Here is a 20,108-nt window from a genome sequence, read left to right as displayed (position 1 = left end):
CTCCGGCTCGTCGCTCGCACGGCACCCTTGCCGACCGCAGCCCGCCGGGACGTCGGGGCCCGGCTCCATCCGGGTGGCGTCGACCACCCCTGGCGCGGTATCCGCTTCTCCGCCGGCTGGGGCCGCGGCTACCTCGACTTCACGCCGGTGCAGCCCGAGCTCGCCGCGGAGTTCCTCGCCGACACCGCCGTCGACGACGGCCGGTGGCGCCACCCCGTGCGAAACGTCCGCATCCGCACCGACCTGGGCGTAAACGAGGTGCCACTGTTCCAGGCCTGACGAGGCCGCTCATCCGTCCAGGAAGCCGAGCCCGCTGTCGGGCCGGCAGTGCGGGCAGGCCGGCACGCCTTCGGTGAGTGCCCGCAGTGCGGTCGTCCGGTCGACTCCTTTGGCGCGCTGTCCGGTTCCAGCAGCTGCCCTCGTGGACGTACACCGCGGGCGCATCACGATTGAGCCGAGCTCCAGTGTCCAGTCCGGTACGGGGGCCGGGCCTGCTCACCTCGAGGCGGGACACGGGAGCAAGGTCGTTCGCATGTTCGATTGCACGAAGTGGGCCGCCCCACCGGCACCACGAGCAGGCCGGCAAGCACATCGAAAAGACCCTTCAGATCAGCCACCTGTGAGGGCCTGGCTGCGCCTCATGATCGGGACATCATGCTCACGTCGGTACAGCCGCGCTGCTTTGCCTCGTGCTCGGCGAATGCTTTCAATGCGGATGTGGCGAACGACGCTGAGTAATGGGGGACGGGGTAGCTGTCGGTGTCCCGGTCGTAGAGGTGGTCGAGCACAAATACGGCCTCCTGATCCGATTGAGGGCACCTGGCGGTGGCCAAGGCGTAGTCGTCACTGCGGTTGGTCAAGTTGACCGACTCGAAGTCCTTGGCGACGGCACCGTAGTACGCGTACAGCCCGTAGCCTGGCTTCCCTGCAGGTGTGAACAGGTAGCAGTTAACCTGCGGCGTATGTGAGTCCGCGGGGTAGTCGACGAATTGGGGCGTCCCGGCGTCGGACGCCTGGCCGGCGAGTCCTCGGAGCGCGACGCAGGAGCCCTGGGCCTGCGTAAGTTGCTGAGGGGCTGTCTTCCCGTTCGGGGACGGGAGTGAAACGTGGGTCAGCTGTCTGCCGCCCTGCGCCTGGCACCCGTACTTGGCAGCCGCCTTCTGCGCTGTTTCCGTCGTCACTCTGCCGAGCCCGGTGAGCACGGGTTCCCTCGTCTTGGCGTCCTCCGGCCACTGGATGAGGTCGCCGTATGCCACCAGGGCCCTGCCCTTGTGGTTCTGGCAGTCAAGGGCGACCACGACTTGCGCAGACCCGTCGTACCGGACGAAGCCCGGCCAGCTGTTGCCGAGCGGCGCCGCCTGTCCCTGGAGTCCGTTGGCGTTCCTGCTGAACGGGGCGAGAGCCTCGGATGGGGCCGACTGATCGCTCCAGCGGAGCATGAGCTGGAGAGCGCCGCCATGCCGACCTGTGTCGGGCCTGTTGATCAGGCAGGCCGCCAGGTACTCCGAGTCGTCGGCGGCTCTGGCACGCACATGCGAGGAATTCAGCGCATCGCCGAGGCCCCCCTGAGCCAGGGTGCCGCCGCATGCCGAGTCCAGGGACCGCTGATCCCGCCAGGACGCGTAGACGCCAGTGCTGTAGAGCGACTGCGCCACGATGTACAGCGTCAGCAGGATGCCGCCCACCAACCAGCCGACCAAGCGCTGCCTGCGGCTTGCAAAGATCTTCATCGTGCTCTTCCCGTTCGGGCGGTGTCACCCTTCGGCGTCACCGGTCGGCTCGGAGAACATCGAGGGCCCGGTCGCGGCCGTAGTTGTAGTCCTGCTGACCGACGTGGACATATTGCTTCGTCCAGTCGCTGTTGATGTCGTGGCCGCGGCTCTGGCCCCACATTCTGACCATGTTCTCCACGTCGTGCTGTCCGGCTGCGTAGAGCTTGACGTTGTCTTGCGTGGCCTTGAGGTTCGCTTCGGCAACGTGCTCCTTGTTCGATTCGTACGTGTACAGGTCAAGGGCTCTGGAAGCCACGTCTCCGGCTGGGCCGAGGAATTCGGCGTTCTTCGGCTTGAACATCAGCGCGGTACTGAGCGAGCTGCCAAGGCCGTGGTTGAAGTCGGCGGCCCACTGCGTCTTGTTGAAGCGTTCACCGAAGATGATGTCGGCGCGGACTCCGTCATACGCGCCCATGGCCCGCGAACAGTCGGTGATGCGATTACTGATCACCGTCTTGTCGGCGTCCTGCGGAAGAGCGGCCAATAGGTCGTGAGCGTGGTGCTGCTCCGCAGCGTAGACGTGGCCGAACGCCGTGGGATCATTGGCTATGCCGCGCATGAGCTTGGTAAGGGAGTCCCGCGCAACAGTGATGTGTGCTCCGTTCTTGTCGCTCCAGACCGAGCCTGTGTTGCCTGGAGGGAGTTCAAAACGGGAATCCGACTGCGCGTTGATCTCATGGGTGTCCGGCGTGTATGCCGTCAGGATGTGCGCCAGCGGAAGCGTAAGGTTGTTCGGCAGTTTCTTCGCCTGGTTGTCCGAGTTCAGTGTGTCGATGGTGTGTTGCAGGATGCGGGCCTGCGGCTCGGTGTGCTGACCGACCGGATGATAGCCGCCCGGTGCCTGGCCGGTCGTCGCGGCCTCCAGGGCATCGCCGAGGCCCTTGCGGGCGTCACTGTCCTCCACGTCGGGTCCCACGTAGTCGGTCTTGGCGCCTTCGTGCGTGGTGTGGACGATGTTCCAGTTCCGGCTGTCGTGTCCGTGGCCGAGGAGGTAGTCCAGGCGCTCCTGGCCGGTGGCAGTGCCGGGGTCGAGATAGCCGGTCGCCCCTTCCGGATTGCGTGACATGACCTCAAGGGCGCCGTCGACAGGGTCGTTCGCGAACCAGCCATCGCCGTCCTTGTCGCTGAACTTGCCGTAGAGATCCCAGATACCGGGGTCCTTCTTCTCCATGCCGATCATGTCGTCAGTGATGTCTGCGACAAACTGGGGCGAGTAGCCGTGCCCCTGATGCATGAGCGTGGCGAGGCTCTGGTAGCCGCGGATCTTCTGACCGCTCCCGTACCCGACCTCGGTCTTCTTTCCGGCAGCTTCGAGGGCATATTTGTCGTCGCCGTGTTCACGTAGCGCCGCACGCCATTTGTTGTAGAACCGGGCGTCGTCGGTCTTCGTCCAGGCCTGGAACGCCTCGTTGTACGCGGCGGTCCCGAAGCGCAGGTGTCTGCCCTCGGAGTCCTTGAAGTCCGGCACCCGTGTGGCCGCCGCCAGGGAGTCCGCAAGGCCGCCATTGATTTCGATGTAGGTGCTCTTGTTCTTGGTGTCGTCGAAGTACGCCAGGTCTTCGAGCTTGTTCGTGAACTTGAGTGTTCCCTCCGGCCCCAGCCCGTCCAGGAAGGTCTGACTGAATGTCTTGTCGTCCTTGTTGTCCCGGAAAGTGCGGCGTAGTTCGGTGAGGTCGGCGGCGGATACCTTCTCGCCCTTGGCGACCCGTCGGGCGATGTCGTCCGCTTCCTGGGCCTCATATTTGTCGATGTCGCCTTGGGCCTTGCCGTTGAAGCCGGGGGTCGTGCCGTCGCCCATGTCGGGACCTTTCACGACGGCGGTAAAAGCCACCTCGACGCCTTTGTCGGCGTCGTCCACGTCCTTCACACATTGGTCGATGCGGGCCTGCCAGGAGGAGACGTCCTTTCGGATGCTGTCCTGGTAGTCCGGGTCGTGTACGTAAGCCATCCGCTCGCCCTGGCTCATCTTCTCGGTGTCGTACGAGACCACGCCCTGGTCCGACACCTTCATGCCCTTGGCGATCGCGTCGTCGCGGGCGGACTCCAGCTTCTTGCGCAGGTCCACGAACTGAGTGTGCGTTTCACGGAGGAGCGAGGCGATCGCCTTGGCCTCGGTCTGGGCGCTCTGAAACTCCGTGAGCCTGACGCCGAATCGTGCGTTGGCGGCCTGCCGGCTCTCGCCCGCGAACGTCGGTAGCAGGGTGATGCCGTGGACGTCCCGCCGGTACGCGGTCTCCTGCTTGTTGAAGTCCTTTGCCATGTCGTCCCAGCGCTCGGCGGCTGTGGTGAGCGTGGACAGGTCGGTCGTCAGGATCTCGTGGTAGGTCGGCATGGATCCCGTCGAAGGCAGTGAATTCGGTGGCGTGCGAGACAACTCGGCTGTCTGTCAGTGCTCCGGCGGCGATGAGTACGTGTCGAACACGGACACCTTGCGCGCCGTACCGGCCACTCCTGTATCCGTTCCGGTCAACACGATGTTGCTGTTCCGGAGGGCCGATTCATCCCCCGCCAGCCGGATCAGAAAGTTCTGGACCTGTTCGCCCCAGATCTTGTGCGCCTTGCTGACGGAAGTGGACGTGAGCCAGCCGTGTCCGTCCTTCGCATCGAACGCCTTTACCACGGCGCCTGTCTCGTCGTCCGCCCGCTGCCCGGCCTTTTTGGTATCCGGTTCGATGTGCTTGCGGAGAGCGTCCGCTGCTGTCTTCTTCTCGTCCGGAGAGTGGGCAAGGTCGGGCATACCACCGCTCGGGATGTCCTGCAGGTGATTGAGCCGCATACCCACTGGGTGTGCGGCATGATCGTGCGCCATGTGCCGATCTCCTGCCGACTCGGACATAAGCCTCTCCCCGTTACACCTCGGTTGGCGTGTGCCTGCCAGGCTAGCAACCGCACTTGTGCCGCTCAGTGGCGACGTTTCCCTGCGGTAACCGTCGCAGCAACTCCGCCGATGAGTAGCGCAGCTCCGATGCCCAGTGCGACCCCCAGAGTGTCGCTCCGTCCTTGTCGGAGGTAGCTTCGACCGCCGATGTGCTGTTTCACACGGCACGTCGGATACTGCCTGGCGTGCCTTCCTTAGTCTGTCGGCAGTCCCGACAGATGCCGTCGGGGTGCGCTGCACCGACCATGGGCCGGCCGCATTCGTCACATTCAGGCCGCAGCCGTCTCTTGCTCCGGTGAGCGGGGGTATTCGGTTGGATGGCTGCCCGGTTGCGGTGATCGCTGCGGTGTTCGATGCACCGGGGGCATGACTTGTCGCTGTCGACGATGACGCCGTCTTCGCACCGTGGGTCAGGGCATTCGCGGCCGCACTTGCCGATGGGACACCGGTGCGAAGCTATGAGCCGTACCGCGACGCCGACGGGACGGGCGAAGCCTGCTCCGCCGGTGGAGATGTCGGCGGTCGAGGCGAAGCCCCAGGCGTACCAGCGGCGGTCGGCTCGTGCGATCAGTTCTTCGGCAGTGCGGTGTTGGTGCTCGCGGAGGATGGTGTCCCGCAGAGCTGCGGGGCGCCACTGGGGGAGCAGAGCACGTAGTTCCTGGGGAAGTCCGGCCTCGACGGCTTGAACGGCCTGCGCTTGGGCTCGGCTCATCCGCTGGCCGGCAGGGCGGGGCGGGCGCACTTGTGGCTGTGCCGGCAGTGTGGGCGGTCTCTCGGTGGCATTGCTGGGGCGGGGGCGCTTACTACTTGCTGTATCAGGCCTTCGGCCGGTGGCGACGCTTCGCGCCGCAGGCGCGGTTTCTTGGTGTTGTTCTTCTTGGTCTACTTCAACCCCTTGCTGCGGGGGTGCGAAGGCCTTTGTGGTGGGGGTACGTACCCCCACAGCAAGGGGTACGGTCTGGCCTGCTGATTTGACGGAAACTCCAGCCGGGCCCGTACCACCTGCTGCGGGGGTACGGGAGTTCAGGCCGAGGAAGGACGCGGCCGGCGGCAGAGGCGAGCGGCTTCGCCTCGCCAGCGCTCGGGCGTGGGCGGTCTGCTGGCAGTGTTCCTTGAGACTCTGGCGTGTGGCCGTGAGCCAGGAGTCGAAGGCGGCCTCGCGGGCCTCGCGCTCTTCGGGGGTCTCGTCGGGAGTGGCGCGGTTAAGGGCGTACCAGTCGGCCATGGACCGCGGTCCGCAGTAGCCGACGGGTGGGGTCTGGTGGACGATGTAGCGGTTGCGACGCACCAGGCCTGTGGTGGAGCGGATGACCTCGACGGCACCGATCACTTCCAGCTGCAGCATGTACTTGGAGACGTTTTCGGGCTTCTTCAGTCCCAGGATGCGGGCGAGTGTGAGCAGGCCCGGCCAGACCTCGTTGTCGTCCCGCGAAGCGTTGAGGTGGGCGGACAGCGCCCAGTACAGGGTTCGGGCGTCGGAGTCTGCACCGGAGAGCAGAACCCAGTCGCCAACCTGGGTGAAGGGGGCGCGCCGGCCGAGAGAAACCTCCAGCGTGTGATCGAGAGCTGTCGGATCGTCGGGTACGTGTGTGCTCACTGCGCTGCACCTACTGAGTGGGGGTGTGTCTGGTGCTGTGGCTGGCCCGCGGCGGCAGGGGAGTCGCCTGCCGATCTCCGCTGGTCAGTCGGGGTGAGCGGGGTGTGGGCATTTCCGTTTTCGGCTGTGTCCCGTGGGACGGGCGTCTGTTGCCATGCCATCGCTCCCCCATTAACGTCAGTTCATGACTCAGGTGGATAATAGACATGAGATCGACTTCATGACCAGCAAACTCGTCGCGGTATGCCGGTAGTTGAGGGTTGTTCAGTACACTCGGGTCCGGGCGTCCATGAACTAGCAAGGAGTCGGGGGATGAGCAGCACGACCGAGCACGATGCTGGGGGTGAGGTGAGCCGCACTCTTGCGCAGAAGCTCGATCACCTGTTCGAAACTGCGGCGCCGAAGGGTCAGAAGGCACCGTCCCATGAGGACGTCGCCACGGCCATCAACATCGCCGCGGGGGAACGGGCGATCAGCGGCACCTACATCTGGCAGCTGCGAACCGGCCGGAAGACGAATCCGACCATGAAGCACCTCGAGGCTCTGGCCGGCTACTTCGGTGTCAGCCCTGCCTACTTCCTCGACAACGAGCAGGCACGGCGTATCGATGAGCAACTCGCCCTGCTGCAAGCGCTCAAGGAGAGCGACGTGCGCAACATTGCTCTTCGGGCACATGGCCTTTCCGACTCGAGCCGTCAGACCCTGGCCGGAGTCGTGAGTCAGCTGCGGAAGCTGGAAGGCCTGGGAGAAGAGGCGGGCGCACAGAACGGCGATGCCTGACCGTCACATCCGCGCACCCGCAACACGACCACGCAGAGGCGCACCCACCGCCATGTCCGGGCCGCACACCTTCGCGGGCGGATGCGCATAGCCGCAGCTTTGCGCCCCGGGCTCCCGCGCCGGCGGACTTTGCCAACCCCTTGTCAGCCCTTCGCTAATGTTCCGTCGCAGACGGTTTCTGAACGAGTCGTGCCGCGCAGTGCCCAGGCCCGGTGCGATCCGGCCTGTGGCGGCCAACCAGCACGGATGTCCCCTAAGGCATGAGCCGTCGTCACCTACATGAAGTTCGGCCTTGATCTAGGGGGAATGGTTGAAGGAGCGACAGCTTCGTCGCCGCTGCAAACGGGAGCTCCAAGCCCTGGACGTTCAACCGCCTCTGAAGGTGGAGGCCCTGTGCCACGCATTGGGCGAGCGCCGCGGCCGGCCGATCCATCTGGTGCCCTACTCCCTGCCCGTGCCGGGCCCCTTCGGGGTCTGGATTGCCACAGGCGCCAGCGACTTCATCGTCTACCAGCGTGAGACGACGAAAGCCCACCAGGATCACATCATCTTGCACGAGGTGGGCCACATCCTGGCCGACCATGACAGTGACGACGGCGACGAGGAGCTGTTGGGCCTGATGATGCCCGATATCGCGCCTGAAGCGATCCGCCGGGCACTGCGTCGCACGTCCTACGACCAGGAGCACGAGCGAGAGGCGGAACTCGTCGCCACCATCATCCTGGAGTGGGCCTCGGTCTTGGACCGGGTCGCACCAGCACCACCCACCGACGCGTCGGTCGGGCGAGTCCAGACGGCGCTGGGCGACAGGCAGGGATGGCTGTGATCGTCTCCGTCATCATGGTGGGCCTGAGCCTGGCGTTCGCCGCGGCGCTGGGATGGAAGATATTTCAGCTGATCAAGGCTCCCCGAGACACGGCCCTGCGCGCGGTCACGCTGTGCCTGATCAGTGCCGCCTGCTCCTTCGTACTGGCCAGACCGCCATTTGCCAACTGGATCGTTTCCGTGGGCGGCCCGGAAGCCCCTCGGCTGGTGCAGAACCTGCTCGTGCTCAGCATGGCCTACTGGCTGATGTGCTTTTACCTGTATTCGGCCGCCCCCGACACGACCGAGGGCAACAGACGCGCACGCCGCGAGGCACTCTTCCTGACTCTTGCCGCGATCGGCCTCGTCACGGCGACCGCCGCGACAGGGGTTCATGATCACGGCGCGAACTTCGGGGAATCCAACCTGCACGATCCGGCTCTGGTGAGCTTCTACCTCATCGCGGATGTGTACCTCGTCTACGCCCTGGCCATGGCCCTGCGATGGACCTGCGCCTACGCCCGGGCCTCACAGCGACCGCTGGCAACCGGCCTATGGCTGGCGGCAGTGGCTATCGGCGCCATGGCTGCCTCGTGCACGATCCGCACCGTGCTGACCGTGGTCCTCTGGCAGGGGGGCACCGTGCCCCACGCCGTCACCTTTGCCTCAAGCGTGATCATCGCGCTGGCGGTGCCACTGTTCCTCATCGGAGTCAGCTATCCGGGAGCCGCAACTCGGATCGCAGCAGTGCGGATACGCCGTCAGCACCGCCGCATGTACCGCCGATTGGGACCGCTGTGGCAGATGCTCAACGACGCGTACCCCGAGCACGCCCTCTACCGGATGCCGGCCACACCGTGGCGCGACCTCCTGCTCCCGCTCGGCGTGCACCGCCGCTACTACCGCAGAGTGATCGAGTGCCGTGACGGCCTGGTACGGATCAGCCCCCTCCTAACACCCCCCGCAGGGCCGGGGGAGGGCCAGCAGAGATGGGCCGACGACCTGGCCGACCAGCTCTACACAGCACTACGCAGCGAACAGCCCCAAGCGGCGCCCGCCCAAGCCGTCGCGATGCCGCTGACGCAAAGCCTGGAAGACGACGTGCTGCAACTCGCCCAACTGTCGGACGCGGTGAGACGACGAGGCGTCCTCGGCAGGGCCAAACACACCACATGAGAAAGCGAGACGTCGTGAACCAGCTACTCATCACCGCAGGACGCATCCTGCTCGGTCCCAGCAGCACCCACATCGACGACGGCGCGGTCCTCGTCTCCGGTGACACCATCGTTGCAGCCGGGGCACGTAACGACGTGCTCGCTCACGCAGAGCCGGGCTGCCAGGTGATGGCGTTTCCCGATGCCACCGTGCTGCCCGGACTGATCGACTGCCATGTCCACCTGGCATTCGACGCAGGACCGGACCCGGTCGCCACGCTCACCGACAGCGACGATGCGACGCTGCTCTTGGCCATGGCCGGCCGCGCCCGGCAGCTGCTCGACGCCGGCATCACCACCACCCGTGACCTGGGCGACCGGGGAGGCCTGTCCGTCCGGCTCCGGGATGCCATCAGCGAAGGCGCCATTGCCGGGCCGCGGATTCTGGCCGCCACCGCGCCGCTGACACCTCCCAAGGGCCACTGCTGGTTCCTCGGCGGCGAGGTTGAGGGCGAGAAAGAGATACGCCAGAAGGTGCGCCAGAACGCCGAGGACGGCGCGGACGTCATCAAAGTCATGGCGACAGGCGGAGGTCTGACCCGCGGCGGCCCTTCGATCTGGCAGCCCCAGTTCACCACCGAAGAACTCTCCGCCGCGGTGGAGGAAGCGCATCAGCTCGGTCTGCCGGTGGCAGCCCACGCGCACGGTGTACAGGGCATCGCTGCCGCGATCACCGCAGGAGTCGACACGATCGAGCACTGCAGCTGGATGACCGAGGACGGCACGTCCGACTTGCGGGAGGACCTCCTCGCGCAGATCATCGCCAAAGAGATTCACGTCTGCCTTGCCAACCACCCGAACTGGCGGGCCTTCGCCGACCGGGTCGGCCCCGAAAAGGCCGCTGAGCTGTTCGCCCCCACACGCCGGATGGCCGAGAGCGGGGTCCGGCTCGTGGCGGGGACAGATGCCGGCATTCCACGAGCCTTCTTCGGCGGACTCATCTCCAGCCTTGAGTTCCTGGAGCACTTGGGTGTTCCACGGCACCGCATCCTCGACATGGCCACCGTCAACGCCGCTTCCGCTCTCAGGGTGAGCGAACAGACCGGCCGCCTCGCCGCGGGGTGCCGAGCTGACATCCTGGTCGTCGACGGTGACCCTCTGGCCAGCCTGGATGCCCTGCGGGCCGTGCGACTCGTGCTGGCAGGCGGTCGCTTCCATATCCCGGAGTCCGCAGCTCTGTCATGGGCCCAGCCGCAGCCCGCGTCCGCTGAAGGCTGATTCCCGTGGATGAGGCGGCGGCCCCCCGCGGAGCCGATTGCCGAACGTGGCGCTTGGAGTGAGCGAAGCCAGGCGGCTTTGCCCACAAGCTCGAGGAAGGCGGCCGCTGGCGGTTAGTCGGCCTGAATCGACGACGGTCACCTAGCGTCGGCGGCTGAGCTGCCGCCGGCTCCGCGGGATTCCGCCGCGTACCGGCAACCGGTACTGTCTCGAGCGCTGTAGCTGCCGTCTGCGCCGCATATTTTCCCTGTCAGCACGGAGCGGGATCATCCGGGAACAGGCCGAAAGTCGAGCCGAGCGAGGGCTGTGAGCATCGCGGGGTCATCGCTGGCCCGGGCCGCCAACAGGCGCGCGCTCGGTTGGGCACTGCTCCATGACGGACCGGCACCTCTGCCCCCCGGCCACCCAGGTGGCTTGATTTCATCGGGGACACGGTCGGAAAGATGGCATTTTAGGCGAAAGATGTGACGGTAAGGCGATGGTGAATAACAGGCGCGCTTGGCCGCCGCCGTGGGCCGCTGTTAAGATCTTCCTATGGGACCCTTGGATCCAAAGGTAAACGACCTCATCACTGCGGTTATCTGTTTCCCAGTGGTTTTTTTCGCATTCGCAAGGTTCTTGGTACCGCGTATTACCAAGGTCCTTGAGGCCCGGCAAGATGCCATCGAGGGCACCATCGAGCGCTCTGAAGCCGTCTACGCGCAGGCACGACAGATTCATGCTGAGTATCAGGCGGAGCTTTCCGAGGCACGCCACGAGGCTGCCCGTATCCGGCAGGCCGCGGCCGAGGAAGGCAGTCTCCTGATCCAGGAGGTTCGTGCCGAGGGCCAGCGACAGCGCGAGGAGCTCGTGGCTGCGGCCACGACCCAGCTGGAAGCCGATCGTATCGTCGCCGAGGCGGCACTGCGTGAGGATGTCTTCAAGTTGGCCACGGATCTGGCCGAACGAATCCTCGGCGAGCCGATCGCGGACGAACGTCGGGCGCGGGAAATCACCGATGCGTTCTTCGCCGAGCTGGACGCTGACGCTCCGGCAAAGGCATAGTTAATTCGTCCATCGCCTGTACAGGTGGTGGAACGTCGCAGTCTCACATGGCCCAGACTTTCGTCTGGGCCTTTTTGCGTTCAGTCGCCCACGACTGTTGGGGGCCGCCGGTACTCTGCCGGTCAACTGTGCCGGTCTGCGCCACAAACTCCGCCGGTCGTACTGCCTGGTGCTTTCCAGCCGTTCGAAAGATGCTCTTGGGAGTGGTCACGAAGACCTTGTGACCAGTGGCACCGATAAGGAGCTAAAAATGGCTGACGAGTACTCGCTCGACGCGGCAAGCATCAACATCTCGTACCCGGCCGGCGTTGTCACGCCGAACGACGCCAACAAGGGTGACAAGGACTTCGCCCTGGCCAGCTGGAACGAGGACCACAAGGACGACCGCGACTGGTAAGTCGGCGGTCGGCGACTGAAGTAGCCGTATGGCATACGGAAAGGCCTGCTAAGAATGTCCAAATCGGGCTGAATTTCTCATCCTGAAAGGGCGTGCGCAGGCCGGCTTCCGAGGTCGATCGCCTGAATAATGGTCCATTGATTATCAGGCGATCGGCCTCGCGCATACCTCGGCCTTACTGTGCGGGGCACCGGTAAATAACAACCGTTTTAGGCGTTAGAAGGGCAAGATCTCGTGGCTCACGAGCGCGATTCGCTGGACACCGTCTTCGACATGGAGCGCTTGATCCACCCGGTAGAGGTCAAGCGGTTCCTCAATGAGTACTGGGAACAGAAGCCGCTTCACATCGAACGTCAGGAACCCGCTTACTACGCGGACTTGCTCACCCTCGACGACGTAGACCGGTTGCTCACACTGGCGGGACCGAGTTTCGACACGATTCGCGTGGTCGTCGACGGTAACGAGACCCCGATAACCGAGATCGCGAAGCGTGGCCCCCTGGGACGCACAAACACCCTGGAGGCCATTTACGACCATTATCGCCAGGGCTCGACTGTCGTCCTCAACTCACTCGATGACCGGTGGGAGCCCCTGCAGCATCTGGTCCAGGCGCTGGGCGCCGAGGTCAGTGCCGGCTTCCAGGTGAACGTGTACCTGACCCCTGCGGGCAAGGCACGGGGCTTCAAGCCGCACTATGACACCCACGACGTCCTCATCGCCCAGGTTCACGGCTCCAAGCAGTGGCGCCTGTACGGAGCACCCTACGAGCTGCCCCTGGCCGACCGTCCCAAGTTCGGGAAGAAGTTTGAAGGGGATGAGACGCCGGAACAGGAAATCACCATGCGGACTGGTGACTTCCTCTACCTGCCTCGCGGCGTCGTCCACGCGGCCTCGTCGAACGACGAGGCATCGATCCACCTCACCATCGGTGCGCACCAGGCTCACTGGGCCTCCGTACTCCAGAGTGCCATGGTCGAGCTGTTCGACGAGGATGTGCGGTACCGCCGCGCGCTCCCTGCCGGCTTCGCTCGCAATGCAGATCTGCAACGCACTGCCGCGGAGACCTTGAGCGGCCTGTTGGCCGACCTGCAGGAGAAGCTGTCGCCCAAGCGGATCATCGACAGTGCGGCCGCCCAGGCGATGTCGGTGAACGCACCGAACCTCTCGGGGCACCTCAGGGACCTGGAAAGCATGAGGGGGCTGACTCCTGAGTCGGTGCTGCGCCGGCGGCCGGATGTTCTCTGCCACGTAGCGGTAGCCGGATCCACCGTGAAGGTGCACTTCCATAACAAGGTGATCGAGCTGCCCGCACAGGTGGCGGAGCAGGTTGAATGGCTCGCAGCCGAGGCACGGACAAGCTTCCGTCCCTCCGAGATCCCCGGGCGCCTCGATCTCCCCGGGCGCCTGCTACTGGCCCAGACGTTCCTTCGTGAGGGACTCCTCACCTTCTAAAGAGCAGCGACAGGATAGTGAACGGGCTCCCACAACATCTGCCGGAAGGTCGCATGCCACCTCTCAACAGGCGCTCGATGGTCATGTACGACTTCGACACGAACAGTTCAACCGTGGGGTGCCTCGACATGTCGGGGGAGCAGTTCACGGAGCCGTTCATGATCGACACCATCGAACGCAGACTGCGCGAACGTCCACGTCCGCTTGCGATGGCCGGTGAATGGAAGGACATTTGCGACCTTCTGCGTGACCAACCGTCGCTGCCTGTGAAAGGGATGATCTTCCACACCGGGCGTTGCGGGTCGACGTTGATTGCCAATGCTCTGTCGGCACTGCCCCAATTCATGGTCCTGAAGGAGTCCCCCTTTCTGTCTGCGACGGCAGCCAAAGCCCTGTCTGGGGACGTGGCCGACACCGACAGCGAGCAGTTGGTACGAGCCTTGCAGCGCAGTTGCCTGCCGCCGACAGCCTCCGAACAGAAGCACCAGGTCTGGAAGTTCGCGAGCTGGAACATTCTCGCAGAGCCGCTCTGGGCGAAGAGCTTCCCCCAGGCAGCGCAAGTGTTTCTCTGGCGGCCCTGCCTCGAGGTGATGGCGTCGGAGATTGCGGCGCCTCCACTCTGGGCCAACGGCAAGGGCCGTGTGAACCACGACATGTTCGCCCCAGGGCGGAGACTGATGTTGGAAGCCGGCCTCACGGATCTGCCGACCCCGCAAGCGGTAAGCCTTGCTGCCTGGCTGACGACCGCGGCAAAGGGCGTTGAACTGGGGGAGAGGGGCGCCTTCGTCCTGCCCTATGACCGCATTCGGGCTGACCTCGGCGCGTCGCTCCGGGAAGTTACGCGGCACTTCGGTGCGGCACTGACCGATGCCGAAATGGAAAAAGCCACCCAGGTCGGGCAGTATTACTCGAAGGACCCGAGCAGGAAAAAGCCGTTCCAAACGGAGATCCCGGCGAGAACGATGGACAGTGCCGTTGAAAAGCGCATTGAGGACCTCGCCTCCGAGCTTGAGGGTAAGTTGAGGAAACTGAGCGACAGTTCAGTCGCCAACCCTTAATACCTCAGTCTTGACCAGTTCCCGCCCCTAACTTTGCCAAGACATCGCCAAGTCAAAGGTCACGTCCATGTAAATTCGGTCTCGTGGGGAACGTTGGAGAAAAGATAAAATCGTTCCGAACGGCAACGGGCATGACGCAGGAAGTTCTGGCCGACGTGTCAGGACTCAGTGTGCGAGCCATTCGGGACATTGAACGGGGGTTCACGCTTCGCCCGTACCGTCATTCGCTGGAGAGTATTGCAGCGGCGATGCGGTTGAGCGAAGCGGAGTCCAACGACCTGATCAGAGCCGTCTACGTCCGCTCGGATGCAGAACACAGCAGTCCCACGGATAGACTCGGAACTGATCGTACAGAACGCGATGCCGTGCAGCAGCAAGCCAGATACATACCAGCCGCGCCGGCAACCTTCGTAGGCCGCGCCGACAACATCCGCGGACTGGACGAGTTGCTCAAACGCCGAAACTCGAGTGCAGCTCTTCTCACCGGGGCTCCCGGGGTCGGAAAGACAGCCCTGGCTCTGACGTGGGCTCACCGCGTAGCAACTCAGTTCCCGGACGGAGTCGTCTACGTAGAGCCGGGGCTGCACGAGCCCTATCAGCAACCAGAGCTGCGGCGTGTCCTTTGCTCTTTGGGTGTGCCAGACCACGCGGTACCGCTGGCCTATGAGGATTGCTCTGCCCTCTACAGGACGACTCTGGCGAAGAGGCGGGCGCTGATCATCCTTGACAACGCCGCAACGCCGGACCACGTTCGCCCTTTCCTCGCCGGAGCATCGGAGAGCCTGGTTCTGGTGACCAGCAGGAATGCGATGACAGGGCTCCTGGTGCGTGACGGAGTACGCAGCTTCCACGTGAGTTCTTTAAGCGCCTCGGAATCGTACGAACTCTTCGCGGCTGTGGTGGGAGAGGAAAGGATCGAACGAGAGCCCGAGGTGACGGCTTCGCTGCTCGATCTGAGTGACCACCTTCCTCTGACTGTGCGAGTACTGGCAGAGCGTGTCCGAAGCCAGCCACACAGCTCAATAGGAGAAGTAGCGGCACGACTGGTCGGGACGCGGAGCTTGCTCAGCATTTTCGAGACACCCGGCGACCCGCGGTCCAGCATGCGTGGGATTTTGTCTGCGTCCTATGAGGCACTTCCCGCGCAGGCCGCCCGAGTCTTCGCCGCGCTCGGGGGTGCGCCGCGCCGAAATGTCACCTTTGCTGAGGCAGCGGAGATAGTCAGATCCCGAACGCGCGCCGAGATTGATGACGAGATTCTCGCCGAAGCGCTGGACTGGCTGGTTGAAGCGAGCCTGGTCGAGATGCGGAGCCCTGGGCGCTATGAATTCAACCGACTTATCTGGCAATTTGCCCAAGAGAAACTCGGAGATGCAGGACGGAGTATCGCGCGGTGATAGACGCGGGCGCAGGGCAGAGTCCTCACAAGGTCCCGTTGCGGCGAATCCTGGGCTTGTTTCGCCCTTACCGTGGACGGCTGCTCGTCATTACTCTGCTCATAGGCAGCGCCTCTCTCATCGCTCTTACGGTGCCCCTCATGGTGCGGGAGCTCTTTGATGTAGCCCTGCCCCAGGGGCGTGTAGGTCTGCTCTCCGCGTTGTCGCTCGGTATGGCACTCGCCTCCATTACTGGGAGTGCCATATCGGTGCTTGAGTCATTTATCTCCACGTTCGTGGGGCAGCGGGTTATGCATGACCTCCGCACAGCGGTCTATTCCCACCTGCAGGAACTACCGCTGGAGTTCTTCACTCGCACGCGCACCGGCGAGGTACAGTCGCGGATCGCCAATGACATTGGGTCCATGCAGGCGACGGTGACAAGCACAGCAAGTTCGCTGGTTTCCAGTGTCACCACAGTAGTCGCCAGCCTCATCGCCCTTTTGGTCATGGACTGGCGCCTTGCACTCCTCTCCCTGTCGGTTCTGCCACTCTTCGTGCTCATCAGCCGACGGGTAGGGGAGCTGCGCAGGGCCTACACGCGCCGGCGTCAGCAGCAGATGTCTCTGATGTCGTCCATGTTGGAGGAGCAGCTGTCCGTCAGTGGCGTGCTGTTGGCGCGGACTATGGGGCGGTCAAAGGAACTGACCGAAGCATTTGCCGTGGAGTCCAAGACCCTCAGCGATCTGCAGGTTGAGTCCAACATGGCCGGACGCTGGCGGCAGTCGATCATCCAGACCATCATGGCGATGATGCCCGTGTTCATCTACTGGTCCAGCGGCATGACAGCTGCCCGCGGGCATGCCGCGATCTCCCTCGGCACCCTCATCGCCTTCGTTTCACTTCAACAGGGACTGTTCAACCCGGCGCTGTCGCTGCTGGGCATCGGGGTCAGCCTGCAGGGGTCGCTCGCCTTGTTCGAGCGCATCTTTGAATACTTGGACCTGCCGGCCACGATCGTTGATCCAGTTCAGCCTGTGCACCTGGACGAGGTGCGCGGCACCATGGTTTTTGAGGGCGTCGACTTCGGCTACGCCGGAGGCGAGTTGGCACTCAGCGGCCTCAACTTCACCGTCGAGGCGGGCAACAGCCTTGCCATAGTCGGAGAGACCGGCGCCGGCAAGACGACCATCGGATACCTGGCCGCGAGACTGTATGACGTTTCCGCCGGCCGCGTACTGCTGGACGGCGTTGACATCCGGAGCCTCAGTCTCGACACCTTGGCCACAAACATCGGAATCGTAGCCCAGGACACGTACCTGTTTCACGCCTCCGTTGCGGAAAACCTCCGCTTTGCCAAGCCGGAGGCCACGGACACCGAACTGATCGAGGCGGCCAGGGCGGCTCAGATCCACGACTTGATCGTCGGGCTGCCAAAGGGCTACGACACCATGGTCGGAGAGCGTGGCATGCGGATGTCGGGTGGCGAGCGACAACGTATTGCGATCGCACGCACCCTGCTTCGTAATCCCAGAGTGCTGATCCTGGACGAGGCGACCAGTGCCCTCGACACCCAGACCGAGCGATCCGTGCAGCAAGCGCTCGACACCCTCGCTGCCGGACGGACCGTCATCACGATCGCTCACCGCCTGTCCACCACTCAGAACGCGGACGAGATCATCGTTCTGGATCGAGGAAAGATCAGCGAGCGTGGCAAACACGAGGACCTCGTGACTCGCGGGGGAATTTACACCGCGATGTTCGGACGCGGCCATGAGGCTATGGCCGAAGGGATGAATGAGCGTGCGTGAGAAGTGGTGGAGGTCCGCTCGGCTGGCCGGCGCCATAGCCCTGCCGGTTGTCGCCGCGTCCTTGGTGCTGGGGCCAGGCGGTCTGGCCGACGTTGGAACGGGAAGCCAGCCGGTGCCCTTCGCGCGAGCCGCCTGGGCAGCACACCGGAACGACCACGGGCCAGCCCCGAAGAATCAGTCGGTGCAGGCCCGGATCTGGCTTTCGGGTCGTCAGCAGAGCGAGCTGGATCAGTACGAGCGATCGGTCTCAAGCCCCGAGGATCCGCTCTACCGGCACTTTCTGTCACCGGCAGCCTTCGAGCAGCGCTTCGGCCCAACCGCCGCACAGACGTCCGCCGTCACGTCGTGGCTCACGTCAGCAGGAATGAAGATCACGAACCAGACCGATCACTATGTGACGGCCAGCGGACCCGTGAGCGCTGCCGAGAAGGCCTTCTCGGTGTCCTTTCACTCCTATGCCGGCGGCATGATGCGCGGATTCGCCCCCGTGGAACAGCCCAGGATTCCTGCATCGCTCGAAAAATCGGTCCTGACCATCACAGGCCTCGACCAGGTGGACGACACCTCGCCAGACCCCTCCCTGATGACGCCTCCGAAAGAGAATTGGTGGCCCAAGCCTTGTAACTCCCCCGAGACAAAGCTCGACTCCAAAATCATCGGTCAAAACGGTCACCAACTGCCTTGGGCTCCGTGCGGCTACGCACCCCAACAGTTGCGGACGGCCTATGGAGCGGGAACCTCGCGCCTGACCGGTAAGGGAGTCACGGTGGCGGTGGTCGGTGCATACGCTTCACCGACAATGAAATCGGATCTCAGCCAATACTCGAAACTGCATCAAGAACCGCTCCGAGCCCAACAATACCGCGAGATACTCAGCTCGGAATGGAGCCAAGTAAAAACCTGCGGTCCTCGGACTTGGTATGGCGAAGAAACCAAGGACGTGGAAGCAGTTCACGCCATGGCTCCGGACGCCGGCATCGTCTACCTCGGAGCACGTGACTGCTCCCCTGCGTCATTCAACGACGCTCTGCTGCAGATCGTGGATCTACACCTGAGCGACATCGTCAGCGCCTCCTGGGGCCAACCGACTGACAGCTATGCCGTGCAGGACCAGCTCGTGTCCCACCGCATCTTCGAGCAAGGCGTGGCCGAAGGCATCGGCTTCTACTTCTCCTCAGGGGACGCCGGCTACGACGACCCCTCTTCCTCCGCCGGGCGGAGCAGTGGTTCCCAACGCCTCCAGGTCGACTACCCGGCCTCAGATCCTCTGATCACCGCAGTCGGCGGTACCTCCCTCATGCTCAACGCAGACAACACCTACGCATACGAGACCAGTTGGGGACAGTACAGACTGCCCTTGAAGAACGGGGACACATCCAGGTCGGCGTCGCTCCCCGGCAGTTACCCACAGAACTGGTCGGGAGGAACAGGCGGCGGAACGAGCGTTCTCTATCCGCAACCCTGGTACCAGCAATCGGTGGTCCCTTCCACGCTCAGCCGTCACCTGCCCGACGGCACAGAAAGCTCCCGGTCCATGCGTGTCGTCCCGGACGTCGCCCTTGATGCTGATCCGGTCACCGGAATGCTCGTCGGAGAGACCGTCACCATGCCGGACGGCAAGACCGTGAAGTACGCCGAAAGCCGCTCGGGCGGAACCAGCCTCTCATGTCCGCTCTTCGCAGGGATTCAGGCACTGGCTCAGCAGGCCAGCGGAAAGCCCCTTGGATTCGCCAATCCCGCGATCTATCGCCGTTACGGGACTTCCGCCTATCACGACGTGACCGATGCCCCGCTGGGAGCTGATCAACCGGTGGCCTGGGCGGTGAAGAGATATGTGAACCAACGTAACGGAAGCGGGCCGACGACCACCTACGTCGTGACGACGGGACGAGACGGTGAAGGAGCAGCCAAGCTGCAGGCCCTCACCGGTTTCGACGACACGACCGGAGTCGGGTCACCGGGCCCTTACTACCTTGATTCGTATCGATAATTTCGACGCCGAGAAGGGGGATGAACGCAATGACGTCCAAATTCTGTACGTGTTGGCCGGGAGCGACGGTCCTGCTCACTGGACTCCCCAGCGCAGGTAAAACGACCATCGCCAACGAACTGGCACTCCAATTGAAGTCCCTCGGTCGACGCGTGGAGGTGCTGGACGGAGACGTCATGCGTGCGACCCTCTCCGAAGGGCTCGGTTTCGGGCGTGCCGACCGAGACGCCCACGTTCGGCGCGTAGGCATGGTCGCCGAGGTACTCGCTCGCAACGGCGTCCTGGTACTGATGCCGGTCATCGCACCTTTCCAGGACAGCCGGCAGAGCGTACGCGAGCGGCACCGCCAAAGCGGCACCCCCTTCCTGGAAGTACACGTGGCGACCCCAGTCGAGGTGTGCAGCGTGCGCGACGTGAAGGGGCTGTACGCCAAGCAAGCCACCGGCGAGCTGACCGGGCTCACCGGCGTCGACGACCCGTACGAGGCACCGGAAGCCCCTGACCTGATCATTCAGGGCCACGGCCAGTCGGTCGACGAGTCGACGGCGATGTTGACTGACCTGCTCAAGCGAAGGCGGCTGGTCGAGTGACCGTATGCATGCCGGTAAAGGTGTCAGCGGTTCACCTGGACGCGCTGGAGTCCGAGGCGGTGCACATCTTCCGCGAGGTGGCGGGCGAGTTCGAGAACCCGGTGATCCTGTTCTCCGGTGGCAAGGA

At 64.0% G+C, this 20,108-nt stretch carries 18 protein-coding genes; 13 read left to right on the top strand and 5 right to left on the bottom strand.

Annotated elements, in window-relative coordinates; genetic code table 11:
* Positions 1 to 27: 27 nt before the first annotated feature.
* A complete protein-coding gene (locus ACZ7FF_RS41385; protein ID WP_470819520.1) occupies positions 28 to 279 on the top strand; it encodes a hypothetical protein in 252 nt (83 codons plus the stop codon).
* Between the two features lie 9 nt (positions 280 to 288).
* Here the strand turns inward: ACZ7FF_RS41385 and ACZ7FF_RS41380 are convergent, their stop codons facing one another.
* From ACZ7FF_RS41380 to ACZ7FF_RS41360, 5 genes are all read right to left on the bottom strand, one after another.
* Positions 289 to 444 (bottom strand): DUF6233 domain-containing protein, encoded by a 156-nt coding sequence (locus tag ACZ7FF_RS41380; protein WP_470819517.1) that lies wholly within the window; start codon positions 442 to 444, stop codon positions 289 to 291.
* 194 nt (positions 445 to 638) lie between these two features.
* Positions 639 to 1,730, bottom strand: a complete 1,092-nt coding sequence (locus ACZ7FF_RS41375) for a hypothetical protein (RefSeq protein ID WP_470819474.1) — start codon at positions 1,728 to 1,730, stop codon at positions 639 to 641.
* Positions 1,731 to 1,767: 37 nt separating this feature from the next.
* Positions 1,768 to 4,104, bottom strand: coding sequence for a hypothetical protein (locus tag ACZ7FF_RS41370; RefSeq protein ID WP_470819473.1), 2,337 nt, complete (start codon positions 4,102 to 4,104; stop codon positions 1,768 to 1,770).
* A 54-nt stretch (positions 4,105 to 4,158) separates the two neighbouring features.
* A complete protein-coding gene (locus ACZ7FF_RS41365) occupies positions 4,159 to 4,581 on the bottom strand; it encodes a hypothetical protein (protein WP_470819471.1) in 423 nt (140 codons plus the stop codon).
* A 226-nt stretch (positions 4,582 to 4,807) separates the two neighbouring features.
* Entirely contained in the window at positions 4,808 to 6,247 is a 1,440-nt protein-coding gene (locus ACZ7FF_RS41360) for a hypothetical protein (RefSeq protein WP_470819469.1), read from the bottom strand.
* 312 nt (positions 6,248 to 6,559) lie between these two features.
* Here ACZ7FF_RS41360 and ACZ7FF_RS41355 point away from each other — a divergent pair, with 312 nt between their 5' ends.
* From ACZ7FF_RS41355 to cysC, 12 genes are all read left to right on the top strand, one after another.
* Entirely contained in the window at positions 6,560 to 7,027 is a 468-nt protein-coding gene (locus ACZ7FF_RS41355; protein WP_470819467.1) for a helix-turn-helix domain-containing protein, read from the top strand.
* A gap of 310 nt (positions 7,028 to 7,337) precedes the next feature.
* Positions 7,338 to 7,853 (top strand): hypothetical protein, encoded by a 516-nt coding sequence (locus ACZ7FF_RS41350; RefSeq protein WP_470819465.1) that lies wholly within the window; start codon positions 7,338 to 7,340, stop codon positions 7,851 to 7,853.
* Complete coding sequence (locus ACZ7FF_RS41345; RefSeq protein ID WP_470819463.1) at positions 7,850 to 9,007, top strand: MAB_1171c family putative transporter; 1,158 nt, start codon at positions 7,850 to 7,852, stop codon at positions 9,005 to 9,007. The genes ACZ7FF_RS41350 and ACZ7FF_RS41345 overlap by 4 nt, the downstream gene beginning before the upstream one ends.
* A 14-nt stretch (positions 9,008 to 9,021) precedes the next feature.
* Positions 9,022 to 10,263 (top strand): amidohydrolase family protein, encoded by a 1,242-nt coding sequence (locus ACZ7FF_RS41340; protein WP_470819461.1) that lies wholly within the window; start codon positions 9,022 to 9,024, stop codon positions 10,261 to 10,263.
* 534 nt (positions 10,264 to 10,797) lie between these two features.
* Complete coding sequence (locus ACZ7FF_RS41335; RefSeq protein WP_470819459.1) at positions 10,798 to 11,307, top strand: F0F1 ATP synthase subunit B; 510 nt, start codon at positions 10,798 to 10,800, stop codon at positions 11,305 to 11,307.
* A 250-nt stretch (positions 11,308 to 11,557) separates the two neighbouring features.
* Positions 11,558 to 11,704, top strand: a complete 147-nt coding sequence (locus ACZ7FF_RS41330; RefSeq protein WP_470819458.1) for a hypothetical protein — start codon at positions 11,558 to 11,560, stop codon at positions 11,702 to 11,704.
* A 234-nt stretch (positions 11,705 to 11,938) separates the two neighbouring features.
* Positions 11,939 to 13,156, top strand: a complete 1,218-nt coding sequence (locus tag ACZ7FF_RS41325) for a cupin domain-containing protein (protein ID WP_470819457.1) — start codon at positions 11,939 to 11,941, stop codon at positions 13,154 to 13,156.
* An 83-nt stretch (positions 13,157 to 13,239) separates the two neighbouring features.
* Positions 13,240 to 14,214: a hypothetical protein gene (locus ACZ7FF_RS41320; protein WP_470819455.1), complete on the top strand. Its 975-nt coding sequence runs from the start codon at positions 13,240 to 13,242 to the stop codon at positions 14,212 to 14,214.
* Positions 14,215 to 14,297: 83 nt separating this feature from the next.
* Complete coding sequence (locus ACZ7FF_RS41315; RefSeq protein ID WP_470819454.1) at positions 14,298 to 15,611, top strand: NB-ARC domain-containing protein; 1,314 nt, start codon at positions 14,298 to 14,300, stop codon at positions 15,609 to 15,611.
* Positions 15,612 to 15,649: 38 nt separating this feature from the next.
* A complete protein-coding gene (locus ACZ7FF_RS41310) occupies positions 15,650 to 17,401 on the top strand; it encodes an ABC transporter ATP-binding protein (protein WP_470819515.1) in 1,752 nt (583 codons plus the stop codon).
* Complete coding sequence (locus tag ACZ7FF_RS41305; protein WP_470819452.1) at positions 17,394 to 19,391, top strand: S53 family peptidase; 1,998 nt, start codon at positions 17,394 to 17,396, stop codon at positions 19,389 to 19,391. Before ACZ7FF_RS41310 ends, ACZ7FF_RS41305 begins: the two co-directional genes overlap by 8 nt.
* 29 nt (positions 19,392 to 19,420) lie before the next feature.
* The gene (cysC, locus tag ACZ7FF_RS41300) at positions 19,421 to 19,981 is read left to right on the top strand and encodes an adenylyl-sulfate kinase (RefSeq protein ID WP_470819450.1); all 561 of its coding nucleotides are present in this window, start codon (positions 19,421 to 19,423) and stop codon (positions 19,979 to 19,981) included.
* Positions 19,982 to 20,108 lie beyond the last annotated feature (127 nt).

Source organism: Streptomyces sp. NPDC037126 (assembly GCF_055605965.1).
This window is presented reverse-complemented; position numbering and strand designations above follow the sequence as displayed.